This is a genomic window from Mesorhizobium sp. CA7, assembly GCF_020165015.1.
GTDB lineage: Bacteria > Pseudomonadota > Alphaproteobacteria > Rhizobiales > Rhizobiaceae > Mesorhizobium.
In genome coordinates this window covers 122,335-139,693 of the sequence record NZ_JAIUHH010000015.1, presented here as the reverse complement: position 1 = coordinate 139,693, position 17,359 = coordinate 122,335, and the positions used below count along the sequence as shown (strand labels likewise).

The window sequence follows — 17,359 nt, the reverse complement described above, 5'->3', positions numbered from 1 at the left end:
TTGGCGCCTTTCCTCTCCCCCGTCGATCGGGGGAGAGGTGGCTCGGCGAAGCCGAGACGGAGTGGGGGTCGACCAGCTCTACATAAGACAATGCATGCGCCATGCACGCTATCGCCAAAGACCAGCCGCTTGGAAATGTGCATGCCGTAGACGAAGTGGGGAGAGGTGGCTCGGCGCGCAGCGCCGAGACGGAGCGGGGCCGGCGTCTGCGATTACGGCCACACGCGCCCACGCTGAACAGTCTGTAGAGCGGCTCGCCGTTTCCATGAACCGAAGAAGCGCCTAGAGTTCCGCATGACAGACTGGAACCATCGGGGAGGGGAGCATCGCGATGAACGAAGCCACGCCGCTTAATCCGAGACCGCTTTCGGAAATCGCCAGCTATCACGCTCACATCTATTACGGAGATGAGGCGCAGCGCCGGCACGCCGAATGGCTGCGCCAGCGCATCGGCGAGCGTTTTCGCGTGCGGCTCGGCAACTGGCGCGACGAGCCGGTCGGCCCGCATGAGCAGGCCATGTACCAGGTCTCCTTCGCCACCGAAATCTTCGCCACGCTGGTCCCCTGGCTGATGCTGAACCATGGCGGCCTGAGCATCCTCATCCACCCCAACACCACCAACCCCAAGCGCGACCACCTGATCGACCCGATCTGGATCGGCCATGCGCTGCCGGTGAAGGGCGAGGTGCTGGGGGAAGAGGACGAGGCGGAGGAGGCGCTGGAGGTGAATACGGCGCCGACGCTGGGGGTGTGAGGGGCATTGTAGGCCCAATATCTCGCAAGTGCTCACGTACTAACGTCGCCGAGGATGTTGCACCCTCTTGAGCATCGCGAGAATAGCTATAGTGTAGCGCGCCATGGGGGAAAGCGCCGGAAATTTCGAGTTTCTAGAACCACATAGCCCGCAGCTCGCAAAGCTCGGCCGGCTGGCGGAGCGATATTATGCCGACGATCCGCCCACAGCGTTGGTGAAGTTACGCCAGTTTGCCGAGATCACTGCAAAGCAGGTGGCAGCGCGGCAGGCGCTCTACAACGATCCCCGCATGTCGTTTGACGAGGTGCTGCGGACCCTTCGATCCCGCTCCATTCTCCAGCGGGAGATAGCCCAGTGTTTCTATCACCTGAAAGGGGCCGGGAACCAGGCTGCGCATGAAGACAAAGGTTCGGCGAGCGATGCGCTGACGGGATTGAAGATCGCCCGTGCGATTGGCGTCTGGTTTCATCAGACCTATGGCAGCGCACCGTCGTTCAAGGCCGGGCCATTTGTGCCGCCTGTTCCGCGCGCCGATGTAACGGTGGCGCTGCAGAGGGAGATCGAGACGCTTCGCAGCGCTGTGGCAGCCAGCGCCGACACGGAGGCCAAGGCGAGGCTGGCCGCGCAAGACGCGGAAGCCGCACGCCGCGAACTTGAGGGTCGCATGAGTTCGGAGGCCGGTGAACGGGCCTTTTGGGAAAAGTATGCCGCCGACACCGAAGCTGCGCTGCGTGCCGCGGAAAATTCCCTGGCGGAACTCCAATCAGCCGCCAACGCAGCTCCCGGGCTCCAACTCGATCTTCTGGCAAACGAGGCGGCCAGGAGTGCAGAGCACATTGAGATCGATGAGGCAACAACCCGGGTTCTGATCGATGAGCAGTTGCGCGCCGCCGGGTGGCGAGCCGACAGTCAGGCACTTCGCCATGCCAACGGCACACGCCCGAGGCCGACTGAGGCCATCGCCATCGCCGAATGGCCGACCGATAGTGGTCCGGCCGACTATGCCCTGTTTGTCAACGGTGGCTGTGTCGGGATCATCGAGGCAAAACGTCAGATTCGCGATGTGCCGGGCAGGATCGGGCAGGCCAAGCGCTACGCGCGCGACATTCAACTGCGGGAAGAGGAGACGCTGCCCGATGCGCCGTGGATCGACGGGCTGGGGCGTTTTCGCGTGCCGTTTGTGCTTGTGACCAATGGTCGTCCCTTCGTTAAGCAGCTCGCGACCAAGTCCGGCACATGGTTCTGGGACGCTCGGCTGCAAGCCCCGCCGCGTGCGCTCTCGGAATGGTTTTCGCCGCGCGATCTTGTCGAGCGGCTAGAACAGCAAATCGGGCACGTCGCCGAACTCGCCGATCGGGAGATCGGGGTTACCGGGCTGCGGCCATATCAGCAGGAAGCAATCCTGGCGGTCGAGGCAGCTGTTGCCCGTGGCCAGGACAATATTCTGCTCGCCATGGCAACCGGCACCGGCAAGACGCGCCTCGCCATTGCATTGATGTACGAACTGCTGCGCACCAAGCGCTTTAGGCGCATCCTGTTCCTAGTCGACCGCAACGCTCTTGGCCGCCAGACGCTCGATGCCATGAGCACGACCGACACAAGCGGCTTTCTGAAGTTCGATCAGGTCTTCCCGATTGCGGATATGGCCCGCAAATTCCCCGAGGCGACGGACCGCGTGCAAGTGGCGACGGTGCAGGCGATGATCCGTCGCATTTCCGATGATCCAAGTCCCGAGCGTCCGACTCCCGGCGCCTATGATCTGATCATCGTCGACGAAGCGCATCGCGGCTACACGCTCGATGCCGAATTGCGCGAAGAGGACCTTTCCTTCCGCAATCTCGACGATTACCTGTCGGCCTATCGCAGGGTTCTCGACTACTTTGACGCCATCAAGATTGCGCTGACCGCGACCCCGGCCCTGCATACACGAGAGATCTTCGGCGCGCCTGTGTTCCGTTACGGCTATCGCCAGGCCGTCATCGACGGCTATCTAATTGATCATCGCCCGCCGCGCCGCATCACCACGGCGCTCAGCCAGACGGGCATAAGCTTCGACAAGGGTGAAGAGGTCAACATCGTCGATCCGCGAACTGGGCAGATCGACCTGTTCAATCTGGAGGATCAGGTCGACTTCGAGGTCGCGGAGTTCAACAAGAAGGTCTACACGCGCGCCTTCAACCGAGCCGTTGCGGAAGCCATAGCGGCCGAATGCACTCCCGACCAGCCCGGCAAGACCCTGCTGTTCGCGGCCCGCGATGACCATGCGGACATTCTGGTTGACGAACTGCGTGCCGCGCTGGTTGCAGAATACGGGCCGCAACCTCATGACCTTGTCGAGAAAATCACCGGCTCGGTGGACAGACCCCTGGACCGCATCAAGGCATTTAAGAACGACCCACGCCCAAAATACGTCGTCACGGTCGACCTGCTGACCACCGGCATCGATGTGCCGTCGATCGTGAATCTCGTCTTCGTGCGCCGCGTCAACAGCCGCATCCTGTACGACCAGATGATCGGTCGCGCGACACGGCGTTGCGACGAGATCGGCAAGGAATATTTCCGCATCTTCGACGCGGTCGACATCTACGCCAATCTGCAGGAAGTCACTGATATGCGGCCCATAGTGGTCGATCCATCGCTGACATTCGCGATACTGGTCGGCGATCTGGGACGAGCGACGACTGACGAGGATAAGGCCTTCGTGCGTGATCAGATTGTCGTGAAGCTGCGCGCGGGTCTGAAGCACCTGGATGAGGCGCAGCGCGAAGGCCTGGAAGCCGTTGTCGGGCCGCTGACCGAACTGCCCGACAAGCTGAAATCGGCCGCGCCCGTGGCAACGCTCGAGCTGTTCCAGCAGCACCCGTCACTCGCGACCCTGCTCGACCTTGTCGGCGCCGGCAAACGGCGCGGCGACGGCATCTATATCTCGGAGCATGGCGATGAGCTGATCTCAGTCGAGGACCATTACGGCGACAAGGCGAGCCCGCGCGACTACATCGAAAGTTTCGAGACGTTTGTGCGCTCCAACATGAACGCCGTGCCGGCGATGATCGCCGCCACGCAGCGGCCGCGCGACCTGACGCGCAGAGAATTGAAGGAACTCGCCACTCTGCTCGACGCTAACGGATTCTCCGAGGCGAGCCTGCGCCGCGCCTATGGCAGCGTGCGCAATGCCGACATTGCGGCGCATGTTATTGGCTTCGTGCGACAGGCGGCGATCGGCGATCCGCTCGCTCCTTATGAAACGCGCGTTGAAAACGGACTCCAGCAGATTCTTGCCAGCCGGTCGTGGACCGCCAAGCAGCGGCAGTGGCTTGTGCGCATAGGTCGCGCGCTTAAAGCCCAGCCGGTTGGCGATCCCGAAATCCTCTCCGATCCGCTCTTCGCACAGGCCGGTGGCTTCGAGGTGGTTGACCGCGAGTTCGAATCCGGGCTGGAAGGTGTGCTCAAGGATTTGAATACCGCCATCTGGGGCGGCGACACCGCCGCATAGCGAAAGACAGCCAATGAACCCGTCGCAAGATCTGGTGAACAAGCTTTGGCGTCTCTGCGCCCTGTTGCGCAAGGATGGCGTCACCTACCAGCAATATGTCACAGAGCTCACCTATCTGCTGTTCCTCAAGATGGCGTCGGAGCAGAAGGACGAGAGCCGCATTCCCGAACAGTATCGCTGGGGCGCCTTGAAGAGCGCAAGTGAGACGGAAGTGCTTCAGCGCTACAGGCAGGCGTTGATCGATCTCGGCGATGGCGAGAAGGTGAAGGACCGCTCGGTCGTCGCCATCTTCCAGAATGCTGCGACCATCGTTCGAGAACCGGCCAACCTGCGCAAGCTCATTGACGCCATCGACGGCCTGCATTGGTTCAGCGATGAGCGCGACGCCTTCGGCGATGCATATGAAGGCCTGCTGCAGAAAATGGCGGAAGAAACCAAACGTGGAGCGGGGCAGTATTTCACACCTCGTGCGCTCATCGAAGTGATGGTGAGGCTGATGAAGCCGCAGATTGGTGAAGTAATTCAGGATCCGGCCGCCGGTACTGGCGGCTTCCTGATAGCAGCCGACCGCTACATGCGCGCCGCAAGTGACGATTATTTTGTTCTTTTGCAGGTTCCCCGCAAAGCAAAATTTCAGGTGAGCGAGGCTCTGCGCGGATTGGAGAACGTTCCGGACACGTTCCGCCTGCTGTTGATGAACCTGCATCTTCACAAGATCGACCCGGATTATCTCGACCTCGCTGACACTCTATCACCCGCCGGCCAGCGGCCGCAGTTCAAGAATGCCGACCTGATCCTGACAAATCCTCCCTTCGGCCCGGCGGGCGGGCCGCCGACGCGCGACGACCTCACCATTACCGATCGCGTCTCGTCCTACCAACTGCCGTTCGTAGAACATTGCATTCGGGCCCTGAAGCTCGGCGGGCGCGCTGCGGTGGTTGTACCGGACAATGTGCTGTTCGACGACGGACGTGGTAAGCAGCTGCGGCAGCGGCTGATGAACTGGTGCAACCTGCATACCATCCTGCGCCTGCCGACCGGCATCTTTTATGCCCAGGGCGTGAAGACCAACGTGCTGTTCTTTACCCGCTCGGATGAGGAGGCGCCAATGGAGGACGCGACTCGGGCCGTGTGGATCTACGATGCGCGCTCCGGCGCACCTGCCTATGGCAAGACCAACCCGTTCAAGAGGGCGGAGTTGGATGATTTCGCACGCGCCTACGGTGATGAGCCTAACGGCGGCGCGCCACGAACTGACCAGGGTCAGAACGGCCGGTTCCGTCGCTTCAATCGCGCCGACATCGCCGCGCGCGGGGACAACCTCGACATTACTTGGCTGAAGGACACCAGCAAGGATGCGGAGGACGAGTTGGAGACGCCCGAAGACATTGGCGCCGCCATCGAAGGGCATTTGACCGCGGCGCTGGAGGGGCTGAGGGCACTAATGGAGGAGTTGGGGGAAGGCAGCCGCGAAGTTAATGCTGACTCCGAGGCAACAGAGGTGGCGAAGTGACGTTACCGGCAGGATGGACGGAAACGACGCTCGGCGATCTAGGCAATTGGCAAGGTGGTGGCACACCAAGCAAGTTGAACAGAGCATTCTGGACGAACGGCACTGTCCCATGGGTTTCCCCGAAGGACATGAAACGAACTCTCATTGACAGTGCTGAAGACTATATTACTGAGGCCGCAATCTCTGGCTCTGCGACCAATCTCGTTCAAGAAGGATCAGTGTTACTGGTTACGCGGAGTGGAATTCTGCAGCACTCGTTGCCGGTCGCAATTAACATTGTACCGGTAGCGATCAATCAGGACTTGAAGGCGCTCACGCCAAAGGCGGGTATCCTTTCTCCATTTGTGGGGTATACTCTTCAGGCGCGTGGTCCGCAAATCCTGCGTGAATTTGGTAAGGCGGGCACTACGGTGGATAGCATCGAGTTCGAGCGCCTTAAGAGTAGTGCCTTCGCTCTGCCTCCTACCAGTGAACAGCGCCTCATCGTTCAGAAACTGGATACGCTGACCGCCCATCTCGCCCGCGTGCGCACGGAGTTGGATCGAATTGCAGTGCTGGCAGACCAACTGCGCTCGGCCGCCTTGAGTACTGCCCGCGCACAATTGGTTGCCTCGGTCGTGTCGATTACCGATCTGGCCATTTCAACATTCGACGGGCCTTTTGGCTCGAACCTGAAGTCCGCAGACTATGTGCCTTCGGGTATACGCGTGATCCGGCTAGAGAATATTGGCCGCCTCAAGTTCATCGCCGACAAGCGCTCTTTCATCTCTACGCAGAAGTACGAAGCGTTGACGAAACACACTCTGAAGCCTGGGGATATTCTATTTTCCTCGTTCGTCGATCGTCACGTACGAGTTTGCCAGTTTCCGGCTGAGTTTGATGGACCTGCGATCAACAAGGCCGACTGTTTCACCATTCGGCCAAACACCGCGGTGTGCGACGCCCGCTTCGTCACTTATATGCTGGCTTCGCCCCAAACCTACGATGCGATGAAAGCCAAAGTGCATGGTGCAACGCGGCCGCGCATCGGGCTTAGTCAATTGCGCGGATACGAATTGCCTTTACCGGACCTCGAAGTGCAGGCTCGAATTGCCGACCAACTTGACGTCGTCTTCGCCGACGCGGATCGCCTCGAGGCCGAAGCGGCCCGCGCTCGGGCGCTGCTCAACCGGCTCGAAGCCGCCGTCCTCGCGAAAGGCTGCTGCGGCGAGTTGATACCACAAGACCCCGATGACGAACCGGCGAGCGTTTTGCTGGAGCGGATTATGCGACAACAGGGCGAGGAGCGTGACAAATCACGTCGCCTGAGGAAGAACAATTCGGCGAAAGAACAACCCATGACCTCAAAGTCATCCTCTGCCCGTGACAAATTGCTCGAAGATAGCCAGAATTGGCCCACCGAAGGTCTTAAGTATGAAGAAGTGGCCACACGCATAGCGTTACCTCACGATGAGCTTCGCGATGCCTTGTTCGAACTGCTATCGGAACACGAACCCAAGGTTCGCCAAGTGTTTGACAAGGCGAGCAAGCAGATGATGCTTCAGCGGATCGCTGCATGAGGTTGACTCGCGTCAAGGTAATTCGTTCAGGCACCAGCGGTGGCTTACTGGATGGCTTGGATGTTCGGATAGCTCGTCCGACGAACGCTAACGAGCATCTTGAGCCGCTGTGTCTGCTCGGCCCGAATGGTTCTGGAAAGTCGCAATTTCTACAACTTCTCGCCGAAATATTCCAAGCTGCATGGCACGCGCATAGCCCCGGTGAAGAACGAAGCTCTGCTAATGAAGAAGCGGAGTTTGAACTGGAGTACACCGTCAAGCCACTGGTATCGGCCCAACCTGTTAACGTCAGGCTGTCGCGTCGGTCGAAGGGCAGGAGGATCGGACCAATAATTCTGGAAACGGAAGCAGCGGATGGCTGGAAGACGATAGCGCCATCTAAATTGGCCTTTGCTCGACACTTGCCTTCGCTAATCATTGGCTATACGTCCGGCGACAACGAGACACTAAGCCTGCCGTTTCTATTCAGCCGGTCCAACTATGCATCTGCAGTCGCGGAGGCAGCGCGTTATGATACCCCGTCTCCATCTGATAATCGCATGTTGCTAATTGACTATGGAACGAATCTTGAGGTCCTGTTTGCCAACCTTGTCCTGAACAGCGCAAAGGCACGACAGGGTATTCTGGATCACGCGAGGCTCTCGGATATCGCTTCATGCAGGTGCGTAGTCCGTTTGGCCCATCCGGCGGCGCCGAAGGCCCCTACACGCATTAGCCAGCGCACCGGGCGAAAGGGAATCCAGCTGACCGATGAGCTGGAGTCCATTCTCGATCGGCTAAAACGATCTGCCACCTGTTGGAACGAGGACGCAAAGACCGAGACTTACACGTTCGATTTCTTCGTCAATGATGCCACGAGGGATGCGTTCGGGCACTTTTTCGACACCGCGCTGGACCTCTATCGGGCGCTGCACAAATTTGCACTGCTCAACGACCTCGCCATTCCGCGCGTTGCGAGGCAACGTATGGAAAAAGCTGTCAAGGAGCGGCGCTTCGCTGCTCGTCTGCCCGAGCCTCAGCAGGAAGATTTGGTATTTGGCTTCGAGGAGGTTCGCTTCCACACGAAAACCAAAGCGAGGGAAAGCGTGGTCGATTATGCCTCACTCTCTGACGGTGAGCATCAACAGGCTTCAGTGCTGGGCCTTTTCTCGATGATACGAAACCATAATGCCTTATTCGTTCTCGATGAACCCGAATCTCATTTCAATCCGGAGTGGCGCATCAAGTTCGCCAAGCGCCTGCTCGATTTGCCCGGCGCGCGCGGGGAACAAGAAGTCTTGCTGACTTCACACGCTCCTTTCGTTCCAGCAGACCTTCCACGCGAGCAGATACTGATCTTTTCGCGAAATGGAGACAAGGTGACCGTTTCTAGCCCAGGCATCGAAACCTATGGTGCTAACTTCGATCGCATCTTGGAGTTTTGCTTTGCTATACAGCCACCCATTGCACAGATGGCTAGGGACGAGATCAACGAATTGCTAAAATCTAATGACATAGAAGAGCTTGAACGAGCGCTCCCGCGTCTTGGCGCTTCAGTCGAGAAATCATTTGTCGCCGACCATCTGCGACAGCTGAGGAAGGGCCAGACCCGGTAATGCTCTTCTCATATTCGCCGTTAGGCTTTCAGGACAATTGGCTACACGATGCGCTCGTGGAAACACTTACCGCCGACATTACCCGAATTGAAAGCGGGCAACCAGTCTTGAACTGGCCGGAATGTATTCCTGCAATCTTTAGGAATCGTCTAAAGGCACGACATGGCCTGAAGGCCAGGCGACAGTCGCTTCTCGATGCATATCACGCACTGGTAGCAGAAGACCGCTTGGCAGTTCGTAACGCCATGGCTAGACAGAATGAACTGCCGTTGCTCCTCGAGGATGGTCTTCCTTGCCTCCGCCTAATTGATCTTCCCGCCTCTGTCCGGGCGCCGATCAAAGAAATATTTGAATTTGCATTTGGTCTTCTTTCCGATCTTGGACTGCGCGATCAGAACTACCAGCGTGTATACAACGCTCTGCAACACAAAGTCTGCGCTTTTTGCGGTGTCGAGATTCTAGACGCCCCCGGGCAGAAACGAGAAGCCCTCGACCACTATCTGTCGATCGCTCTCTATCCATTTGCCGGCACGAACTTTCGCAACCTCACCCCGATGGGGAACAAGTGCAACTCCCGCTACAAACTTCAGCAAGACATTATCCTCGATGCCCTGGGTAATCGTCGCTTGTGCTGTGATCCCTATAACAGTCCAGAACTGACGCTCTCCCTTGCCAACAGTAGGCCATTCGAAGGGGAACAAGTTAACCTGATCCGTTGCCCCGACTGGGATATTCAGTGGATCGGGGGCGATCCGGCCAAACTTCAAACTTGGGAGGCCGCCTTCAACATTTCGACGCGTTATCGAGCATCGTCACTCAATCCAAATTTCCGCAGCTGGATGGATCACTTCGGTCGATGGGCAGCGCAAACGGACCGGCCTGCCGGGACGCCAGCTGATCTCCGAGACACATTGCGCGAATTCGCCGAGACGGCCGTGCCTGAAGGCTGGTCAGACTCTGCCTTCCTCAAGCGGGCGACAATGTTAATGCTGGCTCACCGATGTGATGACACAGAGGACGGCCAGAGGGTTATCGAGTGGCTTCGCGGCCTGATTGATACTTTCAAGGAAACTATCACGGCCGCTGCCTAAACTGGGTCGGCACCGGCCCAGTTCTTTGATATGTTGAATCAATATGTCTCTTTGCCCGTTGCATCAACGAGATAGCTCTGGGCGTCGAGGACTTGACCCGTTGTCCGGCCTACCCCCCGGCCAGCCGCGGCAGCAAAAAAATCTCCGCCCCTCCGGCAATTCCTTCCCCCCACGTATCCCGATAGATCGCCCCGTCGATCGCCACCGCGATCCGCGGTCGATCCACGGCTCGATGGCGGGATACTGTTTCGCCAATTTGCAGAACAACTCCCTCATGTCCTTGGCCTCGATGGTCGTGCTTGGCCTAGCCTCCGGCGACGCCGCCGGGGCGAGCCCAGAGGATGGCTTCGCCCAGATTAGGCCGACCCTTCCGGCCCTCAACCTTCCTCCGGCACCACAAACGAAAGCGCGATCAGGTCGTCGACGTCGATGCCGCCGTAGCCATTGTCCAGCACGTCCGCGACCTTTTGAAAGGCCAGCATGTCATCCATGCTGAGCTTGGCTTCCCTCAGCCTGTCTTGCAAGCCCGCCACCTTGGTTTCCAGGATCCTGGACGTCTCGATCATGCTTGCCTCCGTTGCTGTCCAACGCCGCGTTCCACACGCTCAGCATCAGGCACGTGAACACGACCGGCCCGATGAAAAGGCCGATCGCCACGGCCGCCGCAATGCCCATCCGCTCCGCTTTCGCGGTGACCTTTGCAAGACCGTCATCGGCCGGGACGACGATGGAAAGATCGCCGTGTTGGAGCGCGCTGTTGTCGTTTACGGCCGTCGGGGGCATCTCCCACCGCTCTCGGAAAGGAAGCTGCTGCTCGCCAAAAGGTTCGCGGGCACTCATGCGCATAGGTCACACCCCCGAAAACGCCGCCTTGCCGTGGCGTTCGAAAAGCGCCAGCTTGGCCGAATAGCCAAGCCTGAGCTTGGTCTTGCAGGCATCGCACCGGAAGGTGCTCACCGACTTGAACCAAGAACCGTTCCTGATGATCGGCCGGCGGCAATTCGGGCATTCATAGCGGAGACTCACGTCCCGCAACTCCTCGGAAATCGACATTGTCCACCTCTGTCCCCAGCCCCTGTTCTTTCTTCGGATGCCCACCACCTGGGAGCAGGTGGCGGGCGATCCAGCCAACTGACGATGAAGGGACTGATTGCTCGTCAGCGCAGCCCTAATGAGATCGCAGGGATTATGTTTCGCGCGATGGACCAATGCGCTGGCGACTGGGACCTCAGTCGGAGAGAGGGCCCATCTGTGGAACCCAACGTTCTCGGCGCTATCATGGGCAGGCGGGGTCTGGACTTCTCAGATCCATTCCGAACCATAGGAACATTAGCGCGCCCTAAGGGTTCTCTCAGCAAGGATCGCACACCCAGGTGGAACCATGGCCGAGTTGGCATTCGCTTTTGTGTACTATTCGGGGCTGACCGGGCCCGACATGCTGGGTGCGGTCGTGTCTTTGACCGCGGGGCTTCTTCTCTACAACGTCGTGCGGGAAGACCGGCCAAACCGATAACCAGCCCGATAATCATGAGCGGCCCGGCTCGAAAGCAGGTGGTGTCCGCGAGCCTGACCGGCGGGGGGAATGGACTGGAGACAGGGCGCCTGCCGAACGAAGGACGCTTGGAGCAGCCGCTCTAAGGAACATTAGCGAACGCTAATTATTAATCCTCCATAGGAGGACCTGCCATGCACAGCATTATCTATCTCATCGGCCTCGTCGTCGTCATTCTCGCCATCTTGAGCTTTTTCGGGCTTAGACGGTAAGAGCCACCCAAGCGGCCGGCACGGTCGCCAGACATGCCGGTTTCAAATTCAACGGTGCCAATATCATGGCGCCAGCCAAGCAAACCCGCGGATGAAGGTGGCTGCGGATATCTTGCCTGTGTCTGTGGCGCCTGCGTGCTGCAGCAGTTCTGTCGATGCATTCGTCGCCACCCGTTGCCGAAGTCAAACGGCAGCGGGAACTGCGTGAGCGGCTCGACAGCCAATGGTAGACGTTGTGACGGCCAGCCGCCGGTTCAATCACCCCCCAGCCAGCCGCGGCAGCAGGAAAATCTCCGCCCCCTCCGGCAGTTCCTTGCTCCACGTATCCCGATAAATCACCCCGTCGATCGCCACCGCGATTCCCCGATCGATCCACGGCTCGATCCCGGGATACTGTTCCGCCAGTTTGCGGAACAGCTCCCTTATGTCCTTGGCCTCGATCTCGTGCTTGGCCTTGCCGCCGGCGACGGCGCTGAGCGAGCCCCAGAGGGTGACCTCGACCATTAGCGCCTCAAGGTGCGTCGATATTCAGGTGAGGCCGGCCTGCGAATGACGGCTTCCTGCGCTTCCAGTGCTCACGTACGTCAAGTACGCTCCGCTCCGGTTCTCGGAAGCCATCATTCTCGGCTCGGCCTGACCTGAATCTCAACACACCTTGCCCTAGCTTGGATACCTCTCAGCCCTCCCGCTCCGCCTCCAGCGCCGCCAGGATGCGTGGCGGCGACATCGGGATGTGGGTCATGCGCACGCCGACCGCGTTCGACACCGCGTTGGCGATCGCCGCCAGCGGCGGCACGATCGAGGTTTCGCCCACGCCGCGCACGCCATAGGGGTGGTTGGGGTTGGGAATTTCCAGGATCTGCGTGTCGATCATCGGCAGGTCGGAGCAGACCGGGATGCGGTAGTCGAGGAAGCCGGCATTCTGCAGCCGCCCGTCCTTGCCGTAGATATACTCCTCGTTGAGCGCCCAGCCGATGCCTTGCGCGGCGCCGCCCTGGTACTGGCCCTCGACATAGGTCGGGTGCACCGCCTTGCCGGCGTCCTGCACCACCGTGTAGCGGATCACCCTGGTCGAGCCGGTCTCGGGGTCGACCTCGATGTCGCAGATATGGGTGGCGAAGGAGACGCCGGCGCCGTCGGCGACGAGCTCGCTATGGCCGGCGATCGGCCCGCCGGTGGTGCCCGACTTGACCGCGATGTCCTTCAGCGACAGCGGCAACAGGTTGCCGTATTTCTCACCCTTGGCGATGGCGCGGCCCTTTTCCCAGGTAACGTCCTCCACCGGGATGTCCCACATCTGCGCGGCGCGATCCTTGAGGATCTTGATCGCGTTGCGCGCGGCCGAGATAGTCGCCATCGAGGAGGAGAAGGTGCCGCGGCTGCCGTCGGTCATGTCGTTGTAGCCCAGCGAAGACGTGTCGGCGACGATCGCCTTGACGTTGGAGTAGTCGATGCCGAGCTCCTCCGCCGCCACCAGCGACAGCGAGGCGCGGGAGCCGCCCACATCCACCGTGCCCACGGCCAGCGAGACTGTGCCGTCCATGCCGATGTTCAGATCCGTGCAGGTCTGTCCGCCGAAATTGAACCAGAAGCCGCAGGCCATGCCGCGCCCCTGGTTGGCTTTCAGCGGCGCTTTCATATGCGGATGGCTCTTCACCGCCTCCAGCGTCGGCCCGATGCCGATCGGTCCGTAGACCGGGCCGTAGGACGAGCGCGTGCCTTCCTGCGCGGCGTTCTTGATGCGGAAGTCCACCGCATCCATGCCGAGTTCCTTGGCGAGCTCGTCCACCGCGCTTTCCACGGCAAAGGCCGCCATCGGCGCGGAGGGCGCGCGATAGGCCGCGGTCTTCGGCCGGTTGACCAGTACTTCGTAGCCGACCGTCTTGACGTTCTCGAGCTTGTAGCAGGCGAACGCCGTCATCGCGCCGATCTCGGCCCAGGAGCCGGCATAGGGGCCGCAGCTATAGCGCAGCGTCGCTTCCGCTGCGGTGATGGTGCCGTCCTTCCTCGCGCCGATCTTGACGTCGATCGAAGTGGCGCTGGTCGGGCCCGAGGCGCGAAAAACCTCGTCGCGGGTCATCACCAGTTTTACAGGACGGCCGGCCTTGCGCGACAGCGCCAGCGCCACCGGCTCGGCCCAGACATGGGTCTTGCCGCCGAAACCGCCGCCGATCTCCGAGGAGGTGACGCGCAGCTTCGAGGCTTCGAGCCCAAGCAGCTGGGCGCAATGCTGGCGGTAGACGAAATGGCCCTGCGTGCACACCCAAAGCTCCGCCGTGCCGTCCGGGTTGACGCTCGCCACGCAGGCATGCGGCTCGATATAGCCCTGATGCGTCTGCTCGGTCTTGAACGAGCGCTCGACGATGAAATCGGCCTCGGCGAAACCCTTGTGGACATCGCCATGGCCGAACTGCGTGCGCTTGGTGACGTTGGAGGGCTTGGCCGGCTTTTCCTCCAGGCCCTCGGTATGGACCTGATCGTTGATCAGCGGTGCGTGATGCTGGGCCGCTTCGTCGACATCGGTGACATGCGGCAGCACCTCATAGTCGACCTCGATCAGCTTCAGCGCCTGGCGGGCGGTGCGGGCGTCGATCGCCGCCACCGCGGCCACCGCATGGCCGTCATAGAGGGCCTTCTTGCGCGCCATGCAGTTGTCGAGGATGTCGTACATGGCGGCATCGCCGTCGGTGAGGTCGGGCAGGTCCTTGGCCGTGATCACCGCCTTCACGCCGGCGAGCTTTTCCGCCTTCGACGTGTCGATGCTTTTGATCACCGCATGCGCGTGCGGGCTGCGCAGCACGCGGCCAACCAGCTGGCCGGCCATGTTGAAGTCGGCGCCGTAGCGAGCGCGTCCCGTCACCTTGTCGACGCCGTCGGGGCGGACCGGCCGGGTGCCGACCGAGGAGAAATTGCGTCCGGAGTAGCGCGGATCGAAGTTCATGGATTACGCTCCCTTCATCACTTGGGCCGCATCCTGGACGGCGCGCACGATCTTATCATAGCCGGTGCAGCGGCAGAGATTGCCGGCCAGCCCAAAGCGGATTTCCTCCTCGGTGGGCGAGGGGTTCTTCTCCAGCAGGTCCTTGGCCGCGATCAGGAAGCCCGGCGTGCAGATGCCGCATTGCAAGGCCGCATGCTCCAGAAATTTCTGCTGCAGCGGATGCAGCTGGTCGCCATGCGCCATGCCTTCGATGGTCTCGACCTTGCGGCCCTCGGCTTCTGCGCCCAGCACCAGGCAGGAGCAGACCAGCCTGCCGTCGACGATGACGCTGCAGGCGCCGCAGTCGCCGGTGCCGCAGCCTTCCTTGGCGCCGGTGAGCCCCAGCCGGTCGCGCAGCACGTCCAGCAGCGTCTCGTCGGGCTGGCAGAGATATTCGACGGCGTCGCCGTTGATCGTAGTTAATACAGCTATACCGGCCATTATTTGCCTCCCGCACGCTTGTAGGCGGTCGTTGCGGCTCTCTGTGCCAGCACGCCCGCGACTTTCCGTCTGAATTCGATGGTGCCGCGCTTGTCGTCGATCGGGCGGCAGGCGCCGGCGCAGATCTTCGCCAGCCGCTCCAGCGTCTCGTCGTCGAGCTTCGAGCCGACCAGCACTTGCCCGGCTTCCTCGACCAGAAGCACCGTGGGTGCGGCGGCGCCGAGCGCCACGCGGGCGGTCTTGATCGCGCCCTTCTCGTCGAGCGTCAGGTTGACGCCGGCGCTCACCACCGCGATGTCCATCTCGGTGCGCGGAATGAAGCGCAGATAGGCGTCGCCCGCATGCTCAGGCCGCTTGTCGAGCAGGATCGCCTCGATCATCTCGCCCTTGGCGAGAGACGTGCGGCCGGGTCCGGTCGGCACGGCTTCCACGGCAATCGTGCGCTTGCCCGAAGGCCCGGCGACGACTGCTTGTGCCGCGGCCGCGACCAGCGCCGGCACGCTGTCGGCGGCGGGCGAGGCGTTGCACAGATTGCCGGTGATGGTGCAGCGTCCCTGCACCTGCTTGGAGCCGATCAGGTTGGCCGCCTCGACGACGCCGGGCCATGCCTGCTTGAGCGCCTTGTTCTCGCCCAGCACCGCGCAGGGCACCGCGGCGCCGATCCGGAAACCGTCGGCCGTTTCGGTGATGTCGGCCAGGCCGCCGATTGCCTTGATGTCGACGATCAGCTCGGGCTCGATGAAGCCGCCTTTCATCCTCACCAAAAGGTCGCTGCCCCCGGCCAGGATCGCGGCCGGGCCTACTGCCTTGGCGAGCTCGCCAACGGCATCTTCGATTGAAAGCGGACGTATGTAACGCATCGTCTCCCCTTGGTGGTCATAATCGGATCGCCCGTTATAAAGCGTCTGGTTATAATGGCCATCCCGTTCGTGCATGTCCGGGTTGGGCCAGAGCCCTATTCCAGATGCGCCCAGAGGGCGGGCCAGGGGCAGGCCGCGCGACAGAGCCGGATGCGGCAATCGCCCAGGCGGAGCCATTCATGCGATTAACGCCACGCGCGTCGCCTATTGCCTGCGTGGCGGCGTTGGCGAAGCAGCGCCGACCGTGCGGAATGGTCGAAAATGGCTTTGAGACAAGGCAGGGGCGTCGGCTCGCAAAAGCATGGCCAGGAAGTTCGCATTTCTTTTGGTGCGCGATTTCACCTTGTCGCCGCTGTCGCTGTTCATCGACACGCTGAGACTCGCCGGCGACGAGGGCGACCGCAGCCGCAGGATCGAGTTCGACTGGGAGATCGTCGGCGAGCGCGGCCTGCCGATCCGCGCCAGTTGCGGCGTCGAATTGCTGCCAACGAGAGCGATGGGCAATCCGGAGGATTTCGACAATGTCGTGGTGGTCGGCGGCCTGCTCGACACCAGCCGCAAGCTGAGTTCGGAAAAGGAGGCGTTCCTGTTGCGCGCTGCGCAGAAGGGCGTGCCGCTCACCGCGCTCTGCACCGGCAGCTTCGTGCTGGCGCGCTACGGCCTGCTCGACGGCTACAGCGCCGCGGTCAGTTGGTTCCATATTAAGGATTTTCGCGCCGAGTTCCCCGATGTGAACGCGCATGCCGACAGCCTCTATTCCGTCGACCGCGGCCGCGCCACTTGCGCCGGCGGCACGGGCGCGGCCGACCTTGCCGGCTATTTCGTCTCGCAATTCATCGGCCGGAAGGCGGCGGAGAAGGCGGCCAAGATCCTGGTGCTCGACCGCATCCGCTCCAGCCGCGACGTGCAGCCGGTCGGCGATCTTTTTCCAGCGGCCGCCAGCCGCGCGGTGAAGCGGGCGCTGCTCCTGATGGAAAGCAATCTTCAGGAGCCGATCCCGATCGCCGAGATCGCCGCCAGGCAGAACTGCTCGCGCCGCCAGCTCGAGCGCTTGTTCGGCGCCGAGCTCGGCATCGGCCCGATGGCCGCCTATCTTGCGCTCAGGGTTCACTATGCCAGATCGCTGCTGGAAGGCAGCGACCTCGCGATCGGCGAGATCGCCTATCGCTGCGGCTTTGCCAATGCCGGCCATTTCAGCCGTGTCTTTCGCCAACAGGCCGGCATCACGCCGACCAATCTCAGGCACCCGAACCGGGCAGCGGCGAGTGACATCGCCAGATAGCGGTCCCTGTGCATGACTTCGGCAAGC

General features: G+C 61.2%; 13 protein-coding genes. 7 read left to right on the top strand and 6 right to left on the bottom strand.

The features are described 5' to 3' along the window. Positions 1 to 331 precede the first annotated feature (331 nt). From LB552_RS22705 to LB552_RS22680, 6 genes are all read left to right on the top strand, one after another. Positions 332 to 754 carry a DOPA 4,5-dioxygenase family protein gene (locus LB552_RS22705; RefSeq protein ID WP_224610391.1) on the top strand — a complete coding sequence of 141 codons (423 nt, stop codon included), beginning with the start codon at positions 332 to 334 and terminating at the stop codon, positions 752 to 754. 103 nt (positions 755 to 857) lie between these two features. Continuing rightward, a complete protein-coding gene (gene hsdR / locus LB552_RS22700; protein WP_224610389.1) occupies positions 858 to 4,247 on the top strand; it encodes a type I restriction-modification system endonuclease in 3,390 nt (1,129 codons plus the stop codon). 13 nt (positions 4,248 to 4,260) lie between these two features. Further along, positions 4,261 to 5,760: an N-6 DNA methylase gene (locus tag LB552_RS22695; RefSeq protein ID WP_224610387.1), complete on the top strand. Its 1,500-nt coding sequence runs from the start codon at positions 4,261 to 4,263 to the stop codon at positions 5,758 to 5,760. After that, on the top strand, positions 5,757 to 7,319 hold the full coding sequence (locus tag LB552_RS22690; protein WP_224610385.1) for a restriction endonuclease subunit S: 1,563 nt from the start codon (positions 5,757 to 5,759) through the stop codon (positions 7,317 to 7,319). Before LB552_RS22695 ends, LB552_RS22690 begins: the two co-directional genes overlap by 4 nt. Further along, positions 7,316 to 8,914 (top strand): restriction system-associated AAA family ATPase, encoded by a 1,599-nt coding sequence (locus LB552_RS22685; RefSeq protein ID WP_224610383.1) that lies wholly within the window; start codon positions 7,316 to 7,318, stop codon positions 8,912 to 8,914. Before LB552_RS22690 ends, LB552_RS22685 begins: the two co-directional genes overlap by 4 nt. Positions 8,915 to 8,970: 56 nt before the next feature. Then, positions 8,971 to 10,005: a hypothetical protein gene (locus tag LB552_RS22680; protein ID WP_224610381.1), complete on the top strand. Its 1,035-nt coding sequence runs from the start codon at positions 8,971 to 8,973 to the stop codon at positions 10,003 to 10,005. A gap of 483 nt (positions 10,006 to 10,488) precedes the next feature. Here the strand turns inward: LB552_RS22680 and LB552_RS22675 are convergent, their stop codons facing one another. The 6 genes from LB552_RS22675 to LB552_RS22650 form a co-directional block, all read right to left on the bottom strand. Then, a complete protein-coding gene (locus tag LB552_RS22675) occupies positions 10,489 to 10,851 on the bottom strand; it encodes a hypothetical protein (RefSeq protein WP_224610380.1) in 363 nt (120 codons plus the stop codon). A gap of 3 nt (positions 10,852 to 10,854) precedes the next feature. Continuing rightward, positions 10,855 to 11,031, bottom strand: coding sequence for a hypothetical protein (locus LB552_RS22670; protein WP_224548393.1), 177 nt, complete (start codon positions 11,029 to 11,031; stop codon positions 10,855 to 10,857). Positions 11,032 to 12,027: 996 nt separating this feature from the next. Further along, positions 12,028 to 12,273 carry a MoaD/ThiS family protein gene (locus LB552_RS22665; protein ID WP_224610378.1) on the bottom strand — a complete coding sequence of 82 codons (246 nt, stop codon included), beginning with the start codon at positions 12,271 to 12,273 and terminating at the stop codon, positions 12,028 to 12,030. Positions 12,274 to 12,445: 172 nt separating this feature from the next. Then, positions 12,446 to 14,710 carry a xanthine dehydrogenase family protein molybdopterin-binding subunit gene (locus LB552_RS22660; RefSeq protein ID WP_224610376.1) on the bottom strand — a complete coding sequence of 755 codons (2,265 nt, stop codon included), beginning with the start codon at positions 14,708 to 14,710 and terminating at the stop codon, positions 12,446 to 12,448. A 3-nt stretch (positions 14,711 to 14,713) separates the two neighbouring features. Further along, entirely contained in the window at positions 14,714 to 15,190 is a 477-nt protein-coding gene (locus LB552_RS22655; protein ID WP_224610374.1) for a (2Fe-2S)-binding protein, read from the bottom strand. After that, entirely contained in the window at positions 15,190 to 16,050 is an 861-nt protein-coding gene (locus tag LB552_RS22650) for an FAD binding domain-containing protein (RefSeq protein WP_224610372.1), read from the bottom strand. Before LB552_RS22650 ends, LB552_RS22655 begins: the two co-directional genes overlap by 1 nt. A 301-nt stretch (positions 16,051 to 16,351) precedes the next feature. On the opposite strand from LB552_RS22650, the gene LB552_RS22645 reads away from it, so the two are divergent. Further along, positions 16,352 to 17,332, top strand: a complete 981-nt coding sequence (locus LB552_RS22645) for a GlxA family transcriptional regulator (RefSeq protein ID WP_224610370.1) — start codon at positions 16,352 to 16,354, stop codon at positions 17,330 to 17,332. The last annotated feature ends 27 nt before the right edge of the window (positions 17,333 to 17,359 follow it).